General features: G+C 54.7%; 18 protein-coding genes. 8 read left to right on the top strand and 10 right to left on the bottom strand.

Going from position 1 to position 15915, the window contains the following annotated elements:
* Nucleotides 1-112: 112 nt before the first annotated feature.
* From AACX78_RS12805 to AACX78_RS12760, 10 genes are all read right to left on the bottom strand, one after another.
* Entirely contained in the window at nt 113-415 is a 303-nt protein-coding gene (locus AACX78_RS12805) for a hypothetical protein (RefSeq protein ID WP_159166421.1), read from the bottom strand.
* The gene (locus AACX78_RS12800) at nt 412-621 is read right to left on the bottom strand and encodes a hypothetical protein (protein ID WP_103472448.1); all 210 of its coding nucleotides are present in this window, start codon (nt 619-621) and stop codon (nt 412-414) included. Before AACX78_RS12800 ends, AACX78_RS12805 begins: the two co-directional genes overlap by 4 nt.
* Nucleotides 618-815 (bottom strand): hypothetical protein, encoded by a 198-nt coding sequence (locus AACX78_RS12795; protein ID WP_159166420.1) that lies wholly within the window; start codon nt 813-815, stop codon nt 618-620. The genes AACX78_RS12800 and AACX78_RS12795 overlap by 4 nt, the downstream gene beginning before the upstream one ends.
* Nucleotides 812-985 (bottom strand): hypothetical protein, encoded by a 174-nt coding sequence (locus AACX78_RS12790; protein WP_201302844.1) that lies wholly within the window; start codon nt 983-985, stop codon nt 812-814. Before AACX78_RS12790 ends, AACX78_RS12795 begins: the two co-directional genes overlap by 4 nt.
* Nucleotides 986-987: 2 nt before the next feature.
* Entirely contained in the window at nt 988-1251 is a 264-nt protein-coding gene (locus tag AACX78_RS12785) for a helix-turn-helix domain-containing protein (RefSeq protein ID WP_159166419.1), read from the bottom strand.
* 2 nt (nt 1252-1253) lie between these two features.
* Nucleotides 1254-1442 carry a hypothetical protein gene (locus AACX78_RS12780; protein ID WP_042871655.1) on the bottom strand — a complete coding sequence of 63 codons (189 nt, stop codon included), beginning with the start codon at nt 1440-1442 and terminating at the stop codon, nt 1254-1256.
* A 65-nt stretch (nt 1443-1507) separates the two neighbouring features.
* Nucleotides 1508-1963 (bottom strand): hypothetical protein, encoded by a 456-nt coding sequence (locus AACX78_RS12775; protein ID WP_159166418.1) that lies wholly within the window; start codon nt 1961-1963, stop codon nt 1508-1510.
* Between the two features lie 10 nt (nt 1964-1973).
* A complete protein-coding gene (locus tag AACX78_RS12770; protein ID WP_159166417.1) occupies nt 1974-2483 on the bottom strand; it encodes a phage regulatory CII family protein in 510 nt (169 codons plus the stop codon).
* 37 nt (nt 2484-2520) lie between these two features.
* Nucleotides 2521-2790 (bottom strand): DNA-binding protein, encoded by a 270-nt coding sequence (locus AACX78_RS12765; RefSeq protein WP_159166416.1) that lies wholly within the window; start codon nt 2788-2790, stop codon nt 2521-2523.
* A gap of 21 nt (nt 2791-2811) precedes the next feature.
* Complete coding sequence (locus AACX78_RS12760) at nt 2812-3009, bottom strand: Cro/CI family transcriptional regulator (protein WP_103472454.1); 198 nt, start codon at nt 3007-3009, stop codon at nt 2812-2814.
* 123 nt (nt 3010-3132) lie between these two features.
* Between AACX78_RS12760 and AACX78_RS12755 the strand changes: the two genes are divergently transcribed.
* From AACX78_RS12755 to AACX78_RS12720, 8 genes are all read left to right on the top strand, one after another.
* The gene (locus AACX78_RS12755; RefSeq protein WP_159166415.1) at nt 3133-3828 is read left to right on the top strand and encodes a LexA family protein; all 696 of its coding nucleotides are present in this window, start codon (nt 3133-3135) and stop codon (nt 3826-3828) included.
* A gap of 70 nt (nt 3829-3898) precedes the next feature.
* Nucleotides 3899-4978, top strand: coding sequence for a nucleoid-associated protein (locus AACX78_RS12750; RefSeq protein ID WP_159166414.1), 1080 nt, complete (start codon nt 3899-3901; stop codon nt 4976-4978).
* A 12-nt stretch (nt 4979-4990) separates the two neighbouring features.
* On the top strand, nt 4991-6439 hold the full coding sequence (locus AACX78_RS12745; protein ID WP_159166413.1) for a hypothetical protein: 1449 nt from the start codon (nt 4991-4993) through the stop codon (nt 6437-6439).
* A gap of 351 nt (nt 6440-6790) precedes the next feature.
* Nucleotides 6791-7777 (top strand): phage integrase, encoded by a 987-nt coding sequence (locus tag AACX78_RS12740; RefSeq protein ID WP_159166412.1) that lies wholly within the window; start codon nt 6791-6793, stop codon nt 7775-7777.
* Nucleotides 7778-8190: 413 nt separating this feature from the next.
* Nucleotides 8191-9174, top strand: coding sequence for a phenylalanine--tRNA ligase subunit alpha (gene pheS / locus AACX78_RS12735; protein WP_159166411.1), 984 nt, complete (start codon nt 8191-8193; stop codon nt 9172-9174).
* A 12-nt stretch (nt 9175-9186) separates the two neighbouring features.
* On the top strand, nt 9187-11586 hold the full coding sequence (gene pheT, locus AACX78_RS12730; protein ID WP_159166410.1) for a phenylalanine--tRNA ligase subunit beta: 2400 nt from the start codon (nt 9187-9189) through the stop codon (nt 11584-11586).
* A gap of 3 nt (nt 11587-11589) precedes the next feature.
* Complete coding sequence (gene ihfA / locus AACX78_RS12725) at nt 11590-11886, top strand: integration host factor subunit alpha (protein WP_005300715.1); 297 nt, start codon at nt 11590-11592, stop codon at nt 11884-11886.
* Between the two features lie 54 nt (nt 11887-11940).
* Nucleotides 11941-15915 carry an ATP-binding protein gene (locus tag AACX78_RS12720; RefSeq protein WP_201302948.1) on the top strand — a complete coding sequence of 1325 codons (3975 nt, stop codon included), beginning with the start codon at nt 11941-11943 and terminating at the stop codon, nt 15913-15915.

Raw genomic sequence — 15915 nt, 5'->3', positions numbered from 1 at the left:
TGGCGGCATTCAATGAGCAGGCGCTGGTACCCACGCAGGCGCGCACTGGCGCCCCGCAGGTCTTCCCACCAAGCACCCATGCTCATTGCCATTTCAGACATCAGGCGGTAGTTCATTTGATGGTTTCTCCCAGGCCATGCATGGGCGATACATCGGCCCACCAGTTCGCGATGGTGGTCGCCAGGGCGGCTTCACCACAGCCCAGCGCCAGCCAGTACAAGGCGCGGATCGCACCCAGTGCCAGCAGCTCCGCCACCTCGCCGTTCTCCGGGGCGATGAGGTACTCGTCCATCGTCGCTTGCCAGTGCTTGGTCAGCTGACTGACCGATGCCGGTGGCTGCATATGGGCTGGGCCTGCTTCACCGCCGCCCACGTCATCAACTGGGGCCTCCAGTTCAAACAGGTCAGCTGTCATGCCTCGTCCCCCATCACGGAGTCGTCATCCAGCAAATCCTCTTGTTTACTGGTCACGATCAATTGCACCTGGATGTATTGGTCGCCCGAGTAGAGATCCCCCAGGGCGATACGGTTCTCCTGTTCGCCGCTGGCCAATAGCTCGGTCAACAGCGGCAACACGGCCAGTTCGGCCCGTTGGGCGATATGAATGGCGTCAATGCTCATGCCAGCTCCCTTTGATTCAGCGCGCGAAACAGCTGATGCCAGCGCAGGTTTTGTTGGGCTTGAGCTCGAAGGGAGTTCCCTTCCGAGCCACGGTAGAGATAAGAATGCCGGGTATGGCCCTGCAGCCGGGTCGACAGCTCATGCAGGGCGGCGATGGCCGCCTGCGGATGGATGTGGTTAAACAGACCTTTCATGCGATCCCCTCCACGATGCGGATAGCGCCAGACGTCAGACGCTCCATGCGGGCGTATCCGTGCTGGCCGCGCAGCCAGGTGGTGCCGCAGTTGATGTAACCGCGACTGGCTAAGTAGGCACTGGCGGCCTTGATAGTGGGTTCGGTGTGACGAGTGGTAACGGCGGCCATGGTCAGGCCTCCGCTATCTGGTTGGGGGCCTGCCCGGTCAGCAGCCAGTCGAGGTGTTGTTTCAGGTCTGCATGGTTGGCAATGAGCAGGAACAGGCCGCCGCCAATCTCGCGGTATCCCAGCTCGTAGTTCTTGAGCGTGGTCGGGGGGATATCCAGCAGCGCGGCAAACTTGGGACGGCTCAGTGCCAACCGCTCCCGCAACTGGCGCAGGCGCTTGGCGGCATGATGGTTGAGCAGGTTGATTTGGGTCGGTTGTGCGGTCATGGTCAGGCTCCTTGTTGAGCGGTGCAGGGGTTGATGCGGTGAAACAGAGAGGCCCAAGCCAGGGCAGTGGAGCGTTCGATAAGCGCCACGCCGTCCGGGTGTTGGCTCAGACGGGCGCCATACCGGCCCGTCAGCTTGCGTTGCTGGATGCGAAGGTTGCGCAGGGCGCAGGGGATCGCTAAAGTTGTCATGTCGACTTCCTCGTTGGTGGTTGATGAAGGCCCGCTTGGAGTTGCTGCTCCGTTAAGCGGGCTTTTTATTGCCCGATGGGTCGCGGGCCTTGTTGTGTCATCTGGTTTGCGGCCAGAACGGCTTGTTTCAGTTCCAGTCTTTTCGTTCTCTCCCTCTTCAATCTCTCGATATCGCTAACCGGTTTTCTCACCGGTGCCGGGTGCCATACTTTGCTGTCACAGCCGCCACGAAATTCCCCTTGATAATCCAGCGCCAGTACCGCCAAGCGGATTGCCTCGCGCTGCGAATGTGGCAGGGTGGAAAGGGTCGCAGTCATCAGCTGGCCGCGTGACTGACGGGCGATGGTGCAGATGGCGGCCTTCTTGGCGGCGCTGATAGCCAGCCAGTCGGTATCCAAGCAGGAGCGGGTCTTGCCGAAAATCTCGCGAAGCAGCATGCAGCCCGCGGTGTTCATGGCGACCTGTTCCTGCGGGGTTAGGCCGGCGAGGTTACGTTCGTCGTGGTTGATTTGTTGTTGCATGGGTTCCCCCTTACATGGTCGCGGCCTGCATCAGAATGTCTGATGCGCAGGCCAGGGCAGGTATCGCTTGAAAGCGGGCTTCTACGTCATGGATCAAGATGGCCAGTGACCCCATGGCCGAGGTGGCCACGCTCACCAAGGTGTTGCGTTCAGAGCGGGTGATCCGGCCGCGTTCGGTCAGCTCCAGCGCCCGCTGGCCAATACTGGCGATCTTGGCGTTCAGGTCGATCGCCTGATGGGGCAGGGAAGGGGCCCGTTCTGCCTGGGGGATGGCAACGGCCGTCAAGCCACAGCCAAACAGGGCGCCATCGAACAGGGTTTCATCGCCGTCACTTGCCTGGGTGATGGCAATCAGCTCGGCCACAGTGAGTTCGTGGGGCTGATCGGGGTTTAACTTGTTGCGCAGGAGCTGCGGGTTCATGCCGACCCGTTGGGCGATCTCGGCCATGTTGTGACTGGCCGCAAAGCGTTGGCAGGCGCTGATCCAGTGCGGATGTTTGCTGGCGTATTCGGTAAACATGCGAGGTTCTCCTTGACCCGTTATGGTGTCTGCAGGTTCATGCGAGCGTCATGGTGACGTAGCGCTCGGCCTGATAACGGGCCTGCAGGAACAGGGCGTAAAGGTTGACCTCGCGAGGTGCGCCCGGACCGTCTTGCAAGATGGGCAACTGGCCGCGGTCGGCGCGTTTCTTGATAGCCCCAATGCTCATGCCTTGGCGCTTGGCGTACTCCTCCAGGCTTTCGCTGACGCGATTGCCAAAGGGGTAATCAAGCGGCAACTGGCTTACGTCGCTGGGGATACGGATGGTTTTGATTCGAGTAACCATGGTGAATCCTTCTCAGGGGGTTCAAACACAAGGGGTGGGTTGTTGCGAGGTACTGCGTGAGTCGGCCTTTAACTTGCCGCCGGTCAGGACCTCGATTTGGTAAGCGCGGCCTTGGGGAACAAGGTCACTCCACTGAGAAATGGCTTGAGGCTTGCAACCCAATGCCTGTGCCAATTTGTTAGCCCCACCGAAGTGGTCAATTGCGTCTTTTTTCTTCATCACACTCCACCTTGTAAGGTTTACTTTCGAAAGCAAATGTAAAGCTAGGTGAAGTATAAATGCAAGGAAAAACTTACAAAAAAGACAAGAAATCCTACGAAAGCAACTTGTAAGATTGCTTACATGAAAATAAACGAACGCATCAAGCAGACACGTAAGAGACTCGGGTATAGCCAAGAGATTCTCGGCTCACGGGTTGGTGTATCACGCGTTTCCATTAGCCAATGGGAGCGGGGAGAAAACACGCCTAATGGTCGCTACCTCAATGAGTTAGCCGCCGCGTTGGGAGTAACGGTTGACTGGCTTTTGACAGGCGAGGGGGATGCTCACAGTTCGTCAGGAGAGCCGCAGATACCTGGTTATCACAACGTTGAACTGGCCGTGATCCCGCAAGGAACGCGCGTGCCTGTGTTGAGTTATGTCCAGGCCGGCCACTGGCACGAGATGTGCGAGCAGGCCACTGCCTTCGATGGCAACGTCGAGTATGTGACGGCGGGGGTGGATGTCGGCCCTTGTGGTTTCGGCCTCTGGTTACGTGGCAAGTCGATGGAACCCTTCTTCAAAGAAGGTGACCTCATCATCGTCGACCCTGACGAAGCGCCCCAACCAGGGGATTTCGTCGTTGCCAATAACGGCAGCGAAGAGGCCACCTTCAAGAAGTATCGGCCCCGGGGCATCGACGAGAAGGGGCAAGAGGTGTTTGAACTGGTTCCCCTCAACGACGATTTCCCCACCATGCATTCCGACCGGCAAAACATTCAGATCATCGGCGTGATGGTTGAACACAGATCATATAGAAAAAGACAAACAGGGCGCTAATGCGCCCTAGATTTTTTTGGGAGCTAGCGACTAGCTTAGCAATAAATACATAAATTAGAGAGCGTCACATATGACACAGCAAATAGAATCGAGTATTTCTGATAATAAAAAAAACAGCTTTAGAATTACAGATTTTATTTTTCATATAATTGATGTGGAAACCCAGCAAGAAAATGATGGCGTTGTCTATCTCGACGAAATTTTGCTAAATGAACGGCAAAAGCAGTTTTTTCTTGATAGAATAAAAGATGCTACGTCAGGCACTCAATATGTTTTTACTAGTTCTTTAGTTTCTCTTAAAAAACGAATCGGCAACTTAGAAGACCCAGAGCATGCACTAGCATTTAATCAGTTTTCTCAAGAGGTGACGGCTGATTTTTCTAAGCATCACAGCGGGAATATGTCATCTGGTATATTTGTTGTGTGTAAAGTTGATTATAATATTTCAGAAAGTGAGGTTGGTAAATTTATTTTCTTAGTTAAAATGGATAAACAATCATCGTTCAAATATAGTTTTGTTGAACGTGATGGACGACGGATCGCAAAAATTGACGAAAACGAGAATAGTTTAGGTGAAAGAAAGGATACAATACAAAAAAGTGCACTCATTGATGTGTCAAATCAATTTGCCTGGCATGTTCTGGCATACGACAGAACGAAAAAACCAGAGTTAAGTGACTACTTTAGAGAATTTTTAAGTGTTGATCCTCGGCTGACTAATACACTTCTAACCCAGAAAGCACACCGTGTAGCTAGACGTTGGGCTAAAGCATTACCACTTGAGTTTTTAGCTGATGGGGAAGATGCAAATACCTTGGCCGGTCGTTCTCTTAATTATCTACTCGACAACCTTATTTTTGATACGGATAGATTTATTGAAACTATTATCCGTGATTCTGATCCCGCAAGAAGAGAACGTGCAGCTTCATCATTAAGAAACACTCTGGTTGAAGAGGGGATTGCTGGCCAAAGCTTTGCAATTCAGCCAAAGGCAATTACCCTTAAAGATAGAAAGCAGGTTTATCTGACAGAAGAAGGGGTTACTATATATTATGAAGGTCCTGCAGATGCTGCTAATATAGATGTGAAAACATTAGAGGATGGCTCATCAACTATAACAATAAAAACGAGTAAGCTAACAATTAGGTAATGGTGAATTGGCGTGAGAGACTTAACTAAATTACTGGAAATATTACAGAGATTTAAATCATTATCACAGAGCTATTGTGAGGAGTCTGTTCGAGTGCGGATTTCTGGTGATAATCTTAGTGAGTCAATTCGTCTTTGTTTCTCTGCGTTTTATGAAGTCTGCAAAGAAATGCAAATCCCTGTGCCAAACATAAGATGCGCAAATGATTATTTCTATGAAGATGATTTTGATGATGATCACTTGGATGGAAAAGAATGGATTCTGTTTTTCAGTAAAGCCGCGCTTGTTTCTGATGTAAGTTACCGAGAGAATGAGAGTAAATATATTTTCTTATCTCTTCCCTCATTTAATGAAATAATTACTGATTATGATCCCTTCAGATTCGACTCACCATCTTCCTTTAAGTTAGATAAGAAAACAACAATTGTTATTGTTGGGCTCGAAACAGCATTCGGGAATAATGAAGTCTGGTATGTTCCATATGGTCAAGAAGAAATATTAGATTTCTCTATTGCTGACTTTCCAAACAGTAGTGATATTAGTGGTCTTATTCGTACAAACAGTTCTGACGGCATCAGAGTATGTCCTGAACTATTCTCCTTAACATGGGGGAATTACCGTGGTGATGACATTATACCTCTAATAAAAAAGCTATCTGAAGTTATGCTGGCATGTCTTGCTCAAGAAATAAAAAAAGAGAATGGAAATTACTTTGTTACCATTCGAGGGGCAAAAAAGGTAACATTAAAGCTATGTTCTAAGAATGCTTTAATTTCAATAGATTGCTTTAATTATATTATGAATGCCATAAGGTGGATTTATTCAGAGCGAGCGGAAACACGACTGCAGCTAATTACTGATCGCTTGTCAATTGACGCAAACTTAGAAAAATGTTTTTTGACAAATGTTTGTGAAAATATTGATTTTTCTCTACAGCAAGCTAGAGAAAGTTATGCTTTTGTAATATTGGAACGCAAGGACTCATATTATAAAGAACTGCGTGAAATAATGAAGGATATGAAATCACAAGCGGATTTATATGCTGCAAAAGTAAGAGATTTGATTGGTTCTTTAGCTAGGGATACATTAGGTGTTTTACTATTCATCTCTATGTCTTTTATTGGTAAGTTTGACCGAAAACAGATACATGAATTGCTGTCAAGCAATGAAGCAGGTTTAATGCTGAAATGTATTTCCATATATCTAGCCATCACGTGTTTCGTTACACTTTTTATTCATTGGCGTGACGCGACTCTTTCGTATAAAGAAAGTCGAACATGGCTGACAGTATTACAGCAATACTCATCAAGTGAAGATAGAATACAGCGCTTTATAGAGCCGTTAACATCACGATTGATCACATTATTTATTGTCGGTGCATTCACTGCGATTGTGTACACAGTGCTTTCTATAATAGTTTGGAATCTACAATTTGTTGTTGAACTTCTACTATCTCAATAAACATACTATTTAAGATGAGTTTTTTCACTAGCTATTCTTAAGATATGAACAAACCCAATGCTTGATTAGAAGGGCAGGATAGTTAACTAACAGTTGGCTAACACTTCCATGGCATCGATTTATTGAACCAGATCTTTTTAAAATTTCCTTTGTTCCCCTATATGTCTTGTCATTTTCAATTCTCCATGTATGCCTAAACCTAAGTCAAACACTGAAATTTATCTCGTAATGCTGTATAAAATCACAGTGTTTTGATGGAGGTGTAATGAACGTGAGAATGCAGTGGTTGGAGGCGGTGTCGATGTGTGGGCCGCGGGGATGCGTGAGCACCTTCCTATATAAGGAGGGGCGATGAGCATCAAGTCCACGCCCGAGGGCTACCTGGTTGACATCCGCCCGCAGGGGAGGGGGGGTAAGCGGATCCGCAAGCGCTTCAAAACCAAGTCCGAGGCCCAGCAGTTCGAGCGCTGGGTGATCGCCACCGAGCATAATAAAGAGTGGGTTGATCGCCCGGCAGACAACAGGCCGCTCTCTGAGCTTATCGAGCTCTGGTGGCGTTACCACGGCCAGACCCTGAAAGCAGGGGAGGCGGTGCGAAAAAAACTCCACAATATAGATGCTGCTTTGCGCCATCCGCTGGCAAGGCAATTGACCCGGGCGCTGTTCTCCGAGTATCGGGCGCAGCGACTGCATGTTGGCCGTCAGCCCAAGACGGTCAACCGTGAGCAAGAGATGCTGGGTGGGGTGTTCTCGGTACTCATTGATCTCGGCCATTACCACCATGAACATCCGCTCAAAGAGATGAAGAAGGTCAAACTGGTTGAGCGGTCGATGGGCTACCTGACCCAGGAAGAGATCAGCGAAGTCTTGGCCGCGCTATCGGGGGATAACCTGAAGGTGGTTAAGCTCTGCCTGGCCACGGGGGCGCGTTGGAGTGAGGCGGCCAATCTGCGCCGCGAGGATGTGCTGGCTAGTCGGGTGACCTACATCAATACCAAGAATGGCAAGAACCGCACCGTGCCGATCTCTGCCGAGTTGACCAAAGAGATAACAAACGGTGTAAACCGGGGCCTGTTGTTCCGTGGCCTCGACTATATGTTGGTGCGTGAGGTGATCAAGTCAGTGGCACCGGATCTACCAGCAGGGCAGGCGGTGCATGTGTTTCGGCACACTTTTGCATCACATTTCATGATGTCGGGGGGAAACATCCTCGCGCTGCAAAAAATTTTGGGCCATCACAACATTCAGCAGACAATGACCTATGCCCACTTCGCACCGGACTACCTGAGCGATGCTGTGCGCTTCAACCCGCTGGAAAATCCGCTGCCCACCACATGACAAAATGTCCACAAATTGCCCCAAACAGGGTCATCTGGGGTGACCAAGCGTCACCCCCTGTAGTACCCAACTCATTGATTATTATCTAAGTGATTGTTTTTATTGTGGTATATCAAGGCGGCTCAGGCCTCCTTTTTTGTTGTCTGCAATTTATCCTGTTCTGTTGTCAGACCCGACTGTTACCTCTGTGTATCTGCAACATGATTTCATCATATGCCAACAAACTAGTATTGTTTCCCCATATTTAACGGGGAGAGGGGATAAGGTCAGCCTCTTCCCCGATAACAAAATGATTTCTAGGGAGAAAAGGCCACCTTAACTATGGTCAGCGAAGGGGCTTTTTTTGTATTATTCCCCTCTTGACCTTATTTAGCCTAACAGGCTCCTGTTTCGGGAGTGGTGACGAGGAAGACATGCAACAGCTTGAAGAAGTAGTCGGCCAGGCCAAGGCCGATATTGAGGGCGTCAACGACGTTGCGACCCTCGACGAAATCCGGGTCAAATATCTGGGTAAAAAAGGCTTTTTTACCGAGCAGATGAAGACATTGGGCGCCTTGTCCGCCGAAGAGCGTCCCGCAGCGGGCGCCGTGATCAACCAGGCCAAGCAGCAGGTTCAGGATGCGCTGAACGAGCGTCGTGAAGCGCTCGAAGTCGCCGTGCTGAACCAGAAGCTGGCCGCCGAGACCATCGACGTCAGCCTGCCGGGCCGTCGCATCGAGAATGGCGGTCTGCACCCGGTAACCCGCACCATTGAACGCATCGAGCGCCTGTTTGGCGAGATGGGGTTCAAGGTGGAACGCGGTCCCGAAATTGAAGATGGCTTCCACAACTTCGATGCGTTGAACATTCCGGCTCATCACCCGGCACGTACCGATCACGACACCTTCTACTTCAATCCCGATCTGATGCTGCGTACCCACACCTCGGGTGTGCAGATCCGCACCATGGAACATCAGCAACCGCCGATCCGCATCATAGCGCCGGGCCGCGTCTATCGTAACGACTACGACATGACCCACACGCCAATGTTCCACCAGGTTGAAGGCCTGCTGGTTGACGAGCATGCCAGCTTTACCGAGCTCAAAGGCATACTGCACGACTTCCTGCGCAACTACTTCGAGGAAGATCTCACCATTCGCTTCCGTCCTTCTTATTTCCCGTTCACCGAGCCGAGTGCCGAAGTAGACGTGATGGGTAAGAACGGCAAGTGGCTGGAAGTGCTGGGTTGCGGCATGGTGCACCCGAACGTACTGCGTTCGGTCGGTATCGACCCGGAAAAATACTCCGGCTTTGCCTTCGGCATGGGCGTTGAGCGCCTGACCATGCTGCGTTACGGGGTCAACGACCTGCGTGCCTTCTTCGAAAACGACCTGCGCTTCCTCAAGCAGTTCAAGTAAGGGCGAGAGAACATGAAATTCAGTAAATCCTGGGTGATGGAGTGGGTCCGCACCGAGTTGAGTGACAATGCACTGGCCGAGCAGATCACCATGGCTGGTCTGGAAGTGGACGCCGTGGAAGCGGTGGCTGGCCAGTTCAACAATGTGGTCGTGGGTGAAGTGGTCGAATGCGCCCAGCATCCGGACGCCGACAAGCTGCGGGTGACCAAAGTCAACGTGGGCGAGGCCGAGCTGCTGGACATCGTCTGCGGCGCGCCGAACTGCCGCGCCGGCTTGAAAGTGTGCGTGGCCAAAGTAGGGGCGACTCTGCCGGGTGATTTCACCATCAAGAAAGCCAAACTGCGCGGTCAGCCGTCCCACGGCATGCTCTGCTCCTTTAGTGAGTTGGGCATTGACGTGGAAGCGGACGGTATTATCGAGCTGCCGGGCGATGCTCCCATCGGCACCGATATCCGCGACTATCTCAATCTGAACGACGTCTCCATCGATGTGGACCTGACTCCGAACCGTGCCGATTGCCTCGGTATCGCGGGGCTCGCCCGTGAAATCGGCGTGCTCAACAGCGTGGACGTGGTTGAGCCGACCTGGGCGCCTGCTGCTGCCACCTGTGATGCGACCTTCCCGATCCGGGTCGAGGCGCCAGCCGATTGCCCCCGTTATCTGGGCCGCGTCATCAAAGGGCTGAACCTGCAAGCCAAGAGCCCGCTCTGGATGCAAGAGAAGCTGCGCCGTGGCGGCATTCGCTCCATCGACGCCATCGTCGACATCACCAACTACCTGCTGCTGGAATACGGTCAGCCGATGCACGCCTTCGATCTGGCTACCCTGGAAGGGGAACTGGTGGTGCGTCGCGCCTGTGCTGATGAGCCGATGACCCTGCTCGACGGCAACGAAGTGAAGCTCAAAGAGAGCACTTTGGTGATTGCCGATGCCAAAGGTCCTGCCTGCATGGCCGGTATCTTCGGTGGCAATCGCACCGGTGTTTCCGAGACCACTACTGATATCCTGCTGGAGTGCGCCTTCTTCGCGCCGCTCTCCATCACAGGTCGTGCTCGCGCTTACGGTTTGCACACCGACTCCTCCCATCGCTTCGAGCGCGGGGTCGATCCACAACTGCAAGCCAAGGTGATGGACAGAGCCACCCGTCTGCTGCTGGACATTTGTGGCGGAGAGTGCGGCGGCGAAGCCGGTCCGGTCATCGAGGTCAAATCCGATGCCCATCTGCCCAAAGCGGCCCCCATCAAGCTGCGTCGCACCAAGCTCGACAAAGTGATCGGTATCAGCGTGGCTGATGCTCAGGTGGTCGAGATCCTGACTCGCCTCGGCATGCAAGTGACTGTGGATGCTGACGGTTGGACTGCGCTGGCACCCTCCTGGCGTTTCGATATCGCCATCGAGGAAGACCTCATCGAGGAAGTGGCTCGCATCTACGGCTACAACAATATCCCGAACCTGAAACCCGCTGCCTCTCTGGCGATGGTGGAGCAGGCAGAAGGGCAGGTGACCCTCAAGCGGGTGCGTGACCTGCTGGTTGACCGCGGCTTCCAGGAAGCGATCACCTACAGCTTCGTCGATCCCAAAGCGCAGCAACTGCTCTATCCGCAAAGCGATGCCATAGTGCTGCCGAACCCGATTTCGGTCGAGATGTCCGCCATGCGTGTCTCTCTGTTCCCAGGTCTGGTGCAGGCGGTGGTCTACAACCAGAATCGTCAGCAGCCGCGGGTACGTCTGTTCGAGCAGGGTCTGCGTTTCATCAAGGACGCGAGCGCCGAGAACGGCATCCGTCAGGAGCCGATGCTGGCCGGTATCATCACCGGCAACCAGAGCGACGAGCACTGGGACATCAAGAGCCGTGCAGCTGACTTCTTTGATTTGAAAGGGGATCTGGAGGCTGTGCTGGACTTGACCGCCGAAGGAGCTACTTTCAGCTTCGAGCGTACCGAGCACAGTGCCCTGCACCCGGGCCAGAGCGCAGCCATTTTGCGCAATGGCGAGGTGTTCGGCCATATCGGCGTGATCCACCCGAGCCTCGAGAAGAAGCTGGGTCTCAAGACCCGGGCCATCATGTTCGAGCTGGAACTGAACAAGCTGATCCCTGCCAAGGTGCCGGTTGCTGCCGAGGTTTCTCGCTTCCCAGCCAACCGTCGTGATATCGCCGTGGTGGTAGACCGTCAGGTTCTGGCCGGTGATGTCCTCGCAGTAATTAAAAAAGTTGGCGGAAATCAGGTAGTTGGAATAAACTTGTTTGACGTATACCAGGGTGCTGGTATGGCCGAGGACAAGAAGAGCCTGGCCATCAGTCTTGTATTGCAAGACACCCAGCGCACTCTGGAGGAGAAAGAGATTGCCGAGACCGTAGACAATGTCGTGCGGGCCCTTGGTGAAGAGTTGAATGCATCCTTGAGGGATTGATCTATGGCGCTTACCAAAGCCGACATTGCAGAGCACCTGTTCACCCAACTCGGGATGAGCAAGCGTGAAGCCAAAGATATGGTGGAAGCCTTCTTTGAGGAAATCAGACAGGCGCTTGAGCGTGGTGAACAAGTCAAGATTTCAGGCTTCGGTAACTTTGACCTTCGTGAGAAGAATCAGCGTCCCGGACGCAACCCCAAGACAGGAGAGGATATTCCTATCAGTGCCCGTCGTGTGGTGACCTTCCGGCCTGGCCAGAAACTCAAGGCCAGGGTAGAAAATGTTGAACCCAACGAGTGACCAAAAGCCAGGCAAACGCCTGGCTTTTACTTTTTCATGATGAAATCCAACCTATTGTTCGGTTTGTTGCTGGCCATGCCGGTGCAGGCCATGACGCTGCCTCTGTCCCCCGCAACCCAGGCGTATGCCGACACTCTCACCTCGCTGACCATCTGTTACCCCGCCCTGATCCGGCCGCCCTATCTCGAGGAGTCGGGGGGGCTGCTCATCGACCAGTTGGATCGGCTGGCCGAACAGCTGCCGGTGCCCTTGCTGCACGAGAAGCTGCCAAACTGGCCCGCGGTTCAGCAGGCCCTGCTGGCGGGGCGCTGCGATCTCATTCCTGACATAGGCCCTTCACGGCAGGCATTGCCTGGCATGGCGCTCAGTCGCGCCCTGCTGGAAGCCGAGTCCGCCATTCTGTACAAGGGTGAGCTGGAGCGTGCCACCTTCCTGGTGTCACCCCTTTGGCAGGCGAGCGAGGTGCTCAAAACGCTCTATCCCCATTCGACCCAGCTGGTCCTGACCGATGCCGTCAACTGGTACTCGTCACTGGTGGCGGGCAAGGGAACGGCCTATCTCGGCGACTACCTGCAACTGCGTTACCTGATGCGCGAATACCCGGATGTGGGACTGCGTCTGCGCCGTTTGCGCAGTGATGAGCTGGTGCTCAGCTATCGGCTGATGATGCGCGACAAGCCAGAGCTCAGGGAGCTGGTCGACATGGCGATCCGCTATATGCCGCCCGGGGGCGTCTACAAGGATCTCGAGCGCTATCTGGAGCAGGGAGAGCAGGACATCAACCCCTTGCACTTTACCGACAAGGAGCAGGCCTGGCTGGTCGGTACCTCCCGTGCCGTCAAGTTGGTGGTGAACCCTGCATTGATGCCTTATAGCGGCATCGACAAGCAGGGGCAGCTCAGGGGCTGGAGTGCCGATGTGCTGCGCCGGGTGAGCCAGCAGACCGGGATGATTTTTCATGTGGTGCCAGTCAAGGACACCGAAGACGCCCTGGCCAGGCTGCGCAGTGGCGAGGCAGACATGATGGCGGGTCTGCTGGAGACACCTGCCTTGACTGGCGAGTTTGATTTCACTCGCATCGTGGTAGCCAGTCGTTATGCCCTGGTCAGCCGCAAGTTGCGGTCTTTCGATCGACTTGAGGAGATCAAGGGTGAGGTAGTCGTGCCCGCCAGCCTCTATGATCCCGACATGCTGGCCCGTCTTGGCAAGCATGCGTGGCGCAAGAGCCAGACCCTTGAGTCAGGCATTGCAGAGGTACAGGCGGGCAGGGCGGAGGCCATGCTGGCCGAGCTGTATCAGTTGCAATATCCGCTTCGCAACAATCTGCTGGCTGGACTGGATATCAAGGAGCTGCCGGATCGTTTCGGGCTAGGGTTTGCCATCAGTCACCACAGCCCCAGGCTGGCCGGTGTGATGGAGCAGAGTCTGATGACCATCACAAGCCAGCAGAACGCTGATCTCAACCAGCGCTGGCGTCAGCTGGTGCTGACCCAGCAAAGTGGCGTCAGCTATGGCATCTGGCTGGGATCCGTGTTGCTTGCATTGCTGATCAGTGCTGGTGTCATCTGGTTGATCTGGCGTTCCCGCCAGCAGCTGGCGCGAGAAGTGAGCCGGCGTCAGGAGATGGAGCAGACGCTGGCAATGGAGAGTCAGTTCAGGGAGTCCCTGTTCCAGGCACTGCCTGTGCCCGTCTTCCTGCGAAATGATCAGGGGGAGATCATCAAGCGCAACAAGCAGGCCAAACGGCTGGAAGCCCGCTATCTGGCCGAACTCAGCCTGCCGCCGTCCCAGTTGCAGGGAACCGAAGGGGAAATGACCCTCGGCGATCAGGTGTTCTCCTATGCCCAGATCCCGCTGCGACTGGGCAAACAGGCGCCGGCGGGGGATCTGGCGGGGGATCTGATCGCGCTCTCCGACATCAGCGCCCTGCGCGAGCGTACGCGTTTGCTGCATCAGGCCGAGCGACGTCTGCGCGCCCTCACCAATACGGTGCCCGGCGTCGTCATCCAGTTCCTCTTGCTGCAGGGGAAAATAACCCGGGTCGAATTTATCAGCCGTGGCAGTTACGAGCTGCTGGGCCTGGCCAGCCAGCAGATCCGCCGCCATCCCGACAGCGCACTCAGTCGTCTTGTACATCAGGACAGGCGCGAGATGCGGGCGCCCATGCTGGCCATGTTGCATGCCGGCCAACCTTTTTCCTACGCGCTGCGCTATGAACATCCGGTCAAGGGCACGCGCTGGCTGCAATGTTATGGTCGTGGCCGCAGCCAGCAGGAAGGGGGGTGGCGGGTTTACGGTGTGGTGCAGGATGTGACCGCCAGGGTCGAGCAGGAGCGTGCCTTGCAGGCATCTCATGAGCGGGCCGAACAGGCCGTCCTGGCCAAGGGGCGCTTCCTCGCTGCGGTGAGCCATGAAATTCGTACTCCCATGAATGCCATTCTGGGGCTGCTGGAGTGGCTCAATCACACCCCCTTGTCAGCGGAGCAGCACTCAGCGCTCTCCCATGTCAGACAGGCTGGGGACGAGCTGCTCGGTCTGCTCAACGATGTGCTCGATTTCAGCCGCAACGAGAACCGGCAGCTGGCGCTCTCTCCCCAGCCAACCGACCTAGTTGATTTGTGTGAGCATGTGGCGGCGGTGCACTGGTCCAAGGCCCGCTCCAAGCGGTTGCAGCTGCGACTGGATATTGACCATCACCTGCCCGCCCAGGTGGAGCTGGATCCCCATAGAGTGCAGCAGGTGCTGCACAATCTGCTCGCCAATGCCATCAAGTTCAGTTGTGCAGGTGAAGTCGTGCTGTGGGCACGCCGTCAAGGCAATCGTCTGCTGTGCGGCGTGGATGATGACGGGCCGGGTATCAGCGACGATCTGTTGCCTCGCCTGTTCCTGCCATTCGAGCAGGGAGGAGAGGAGGGTCAGCCCAGGGCTCAGGGCACAGGATTGGGGCTGGCCATCAGCCGCCAGCTGATGGAGCAGATGGGTGGCGAGATCCGGGTCGAACCGCGTCCTCTCGGGGGCAGCCGTTTCACCTGCAGCTTGCCCTTGGTGCTGCTGCACGAGATGCCGCGCTGGCAACCGAGAGTGGCCAGCGTCAATATCCAGCTGAACGATGCGGAGCGTGCCTATCTCGTGCCCTGGCTTGGCGAGCTCGGCTTGACCGAGGATCCCGCTGGCCCATTGCTGCGCGCCGCCGAAGATGATCAGGGTCTGCGTTACTGGGACTGGCAGGGTGAGCCCTGGGTGCCAGGCTCTGTGGTCAGCCTGTTGCAGCCCAGGCTGGTGTCCTCTGCCCTGGAGGAGATGAGTCTGCCGGGGCAGGGGATGCGGGTGTTGCTGGTTGAAGATCACGAAGTGAATCGGGTGTTGATCAGCATGCAGTTGACCCAGCTGGGGGCCGAGGTACTGAGTGCGGCCAATGGTCGGCTGGCGCTCGATATCCTGCAGCACGAAACCGTGGATCTGGTGCTGACCGATCTGCAGATGCCAGTGATGGATGGTGCCCAGCTGTGCCAGCAGTTGCGGGATTCTGCGCGCTGGCATCATCTGCCTGCCTACGTTATCACCGCCGATCTCAGCGAGCAGGCGGCGCAGCGACTGGCCAGCTGCGGTTGTCGAGGACATCTGGACAAGCCCCTGCTGCTTAAAGATCTGGCCACTTTACTGCGCAGCGTGCCAAGGCTTGCGGACACGAATGTCTTTTTGTCCGTACCCTCTCCCAGCACCGCAGGCGAGGAAATGGGGGCCGGGTGGCATGAGCCGGCACTGCCTCCTCTGAGCCGCGAGTTGATAAACCTCTATCTGGAGGCAACTCGTCAAGATCTGGCTGACATTGAACAGTGCATCACACAAGGAGATGCTGAAGCGCTTGATGCGGCTTTACACAAGATGAAGGGGGCGGCCAAAATGGTGGGCGCCACCCCGCTGATCCAGGTGATCGAACAGTGGAAACGGGATCCACAACAACCCCTGATGTCCCCGCTGCGGCACGCTCTGGATGAAGTCTGCCGGCGATTAGGTGAGAGAGTCTGA

This window comes from Aeromonas sp. 9A (assembly GCF_963900955.1).
In the GTDB taxonomy this organism is placed as follows: domain Bacteria; phylum Pseudomonadota; class Gammaproteobacteria; order Enterobacterales; family Aeromonadaceae; genus Aeromonas; species Aeromonas salmonicida.
Note: the sequence above shows the minus strand (reverse complement) of the source record. Positions and strands in the feature narration are given on the sequence as shown.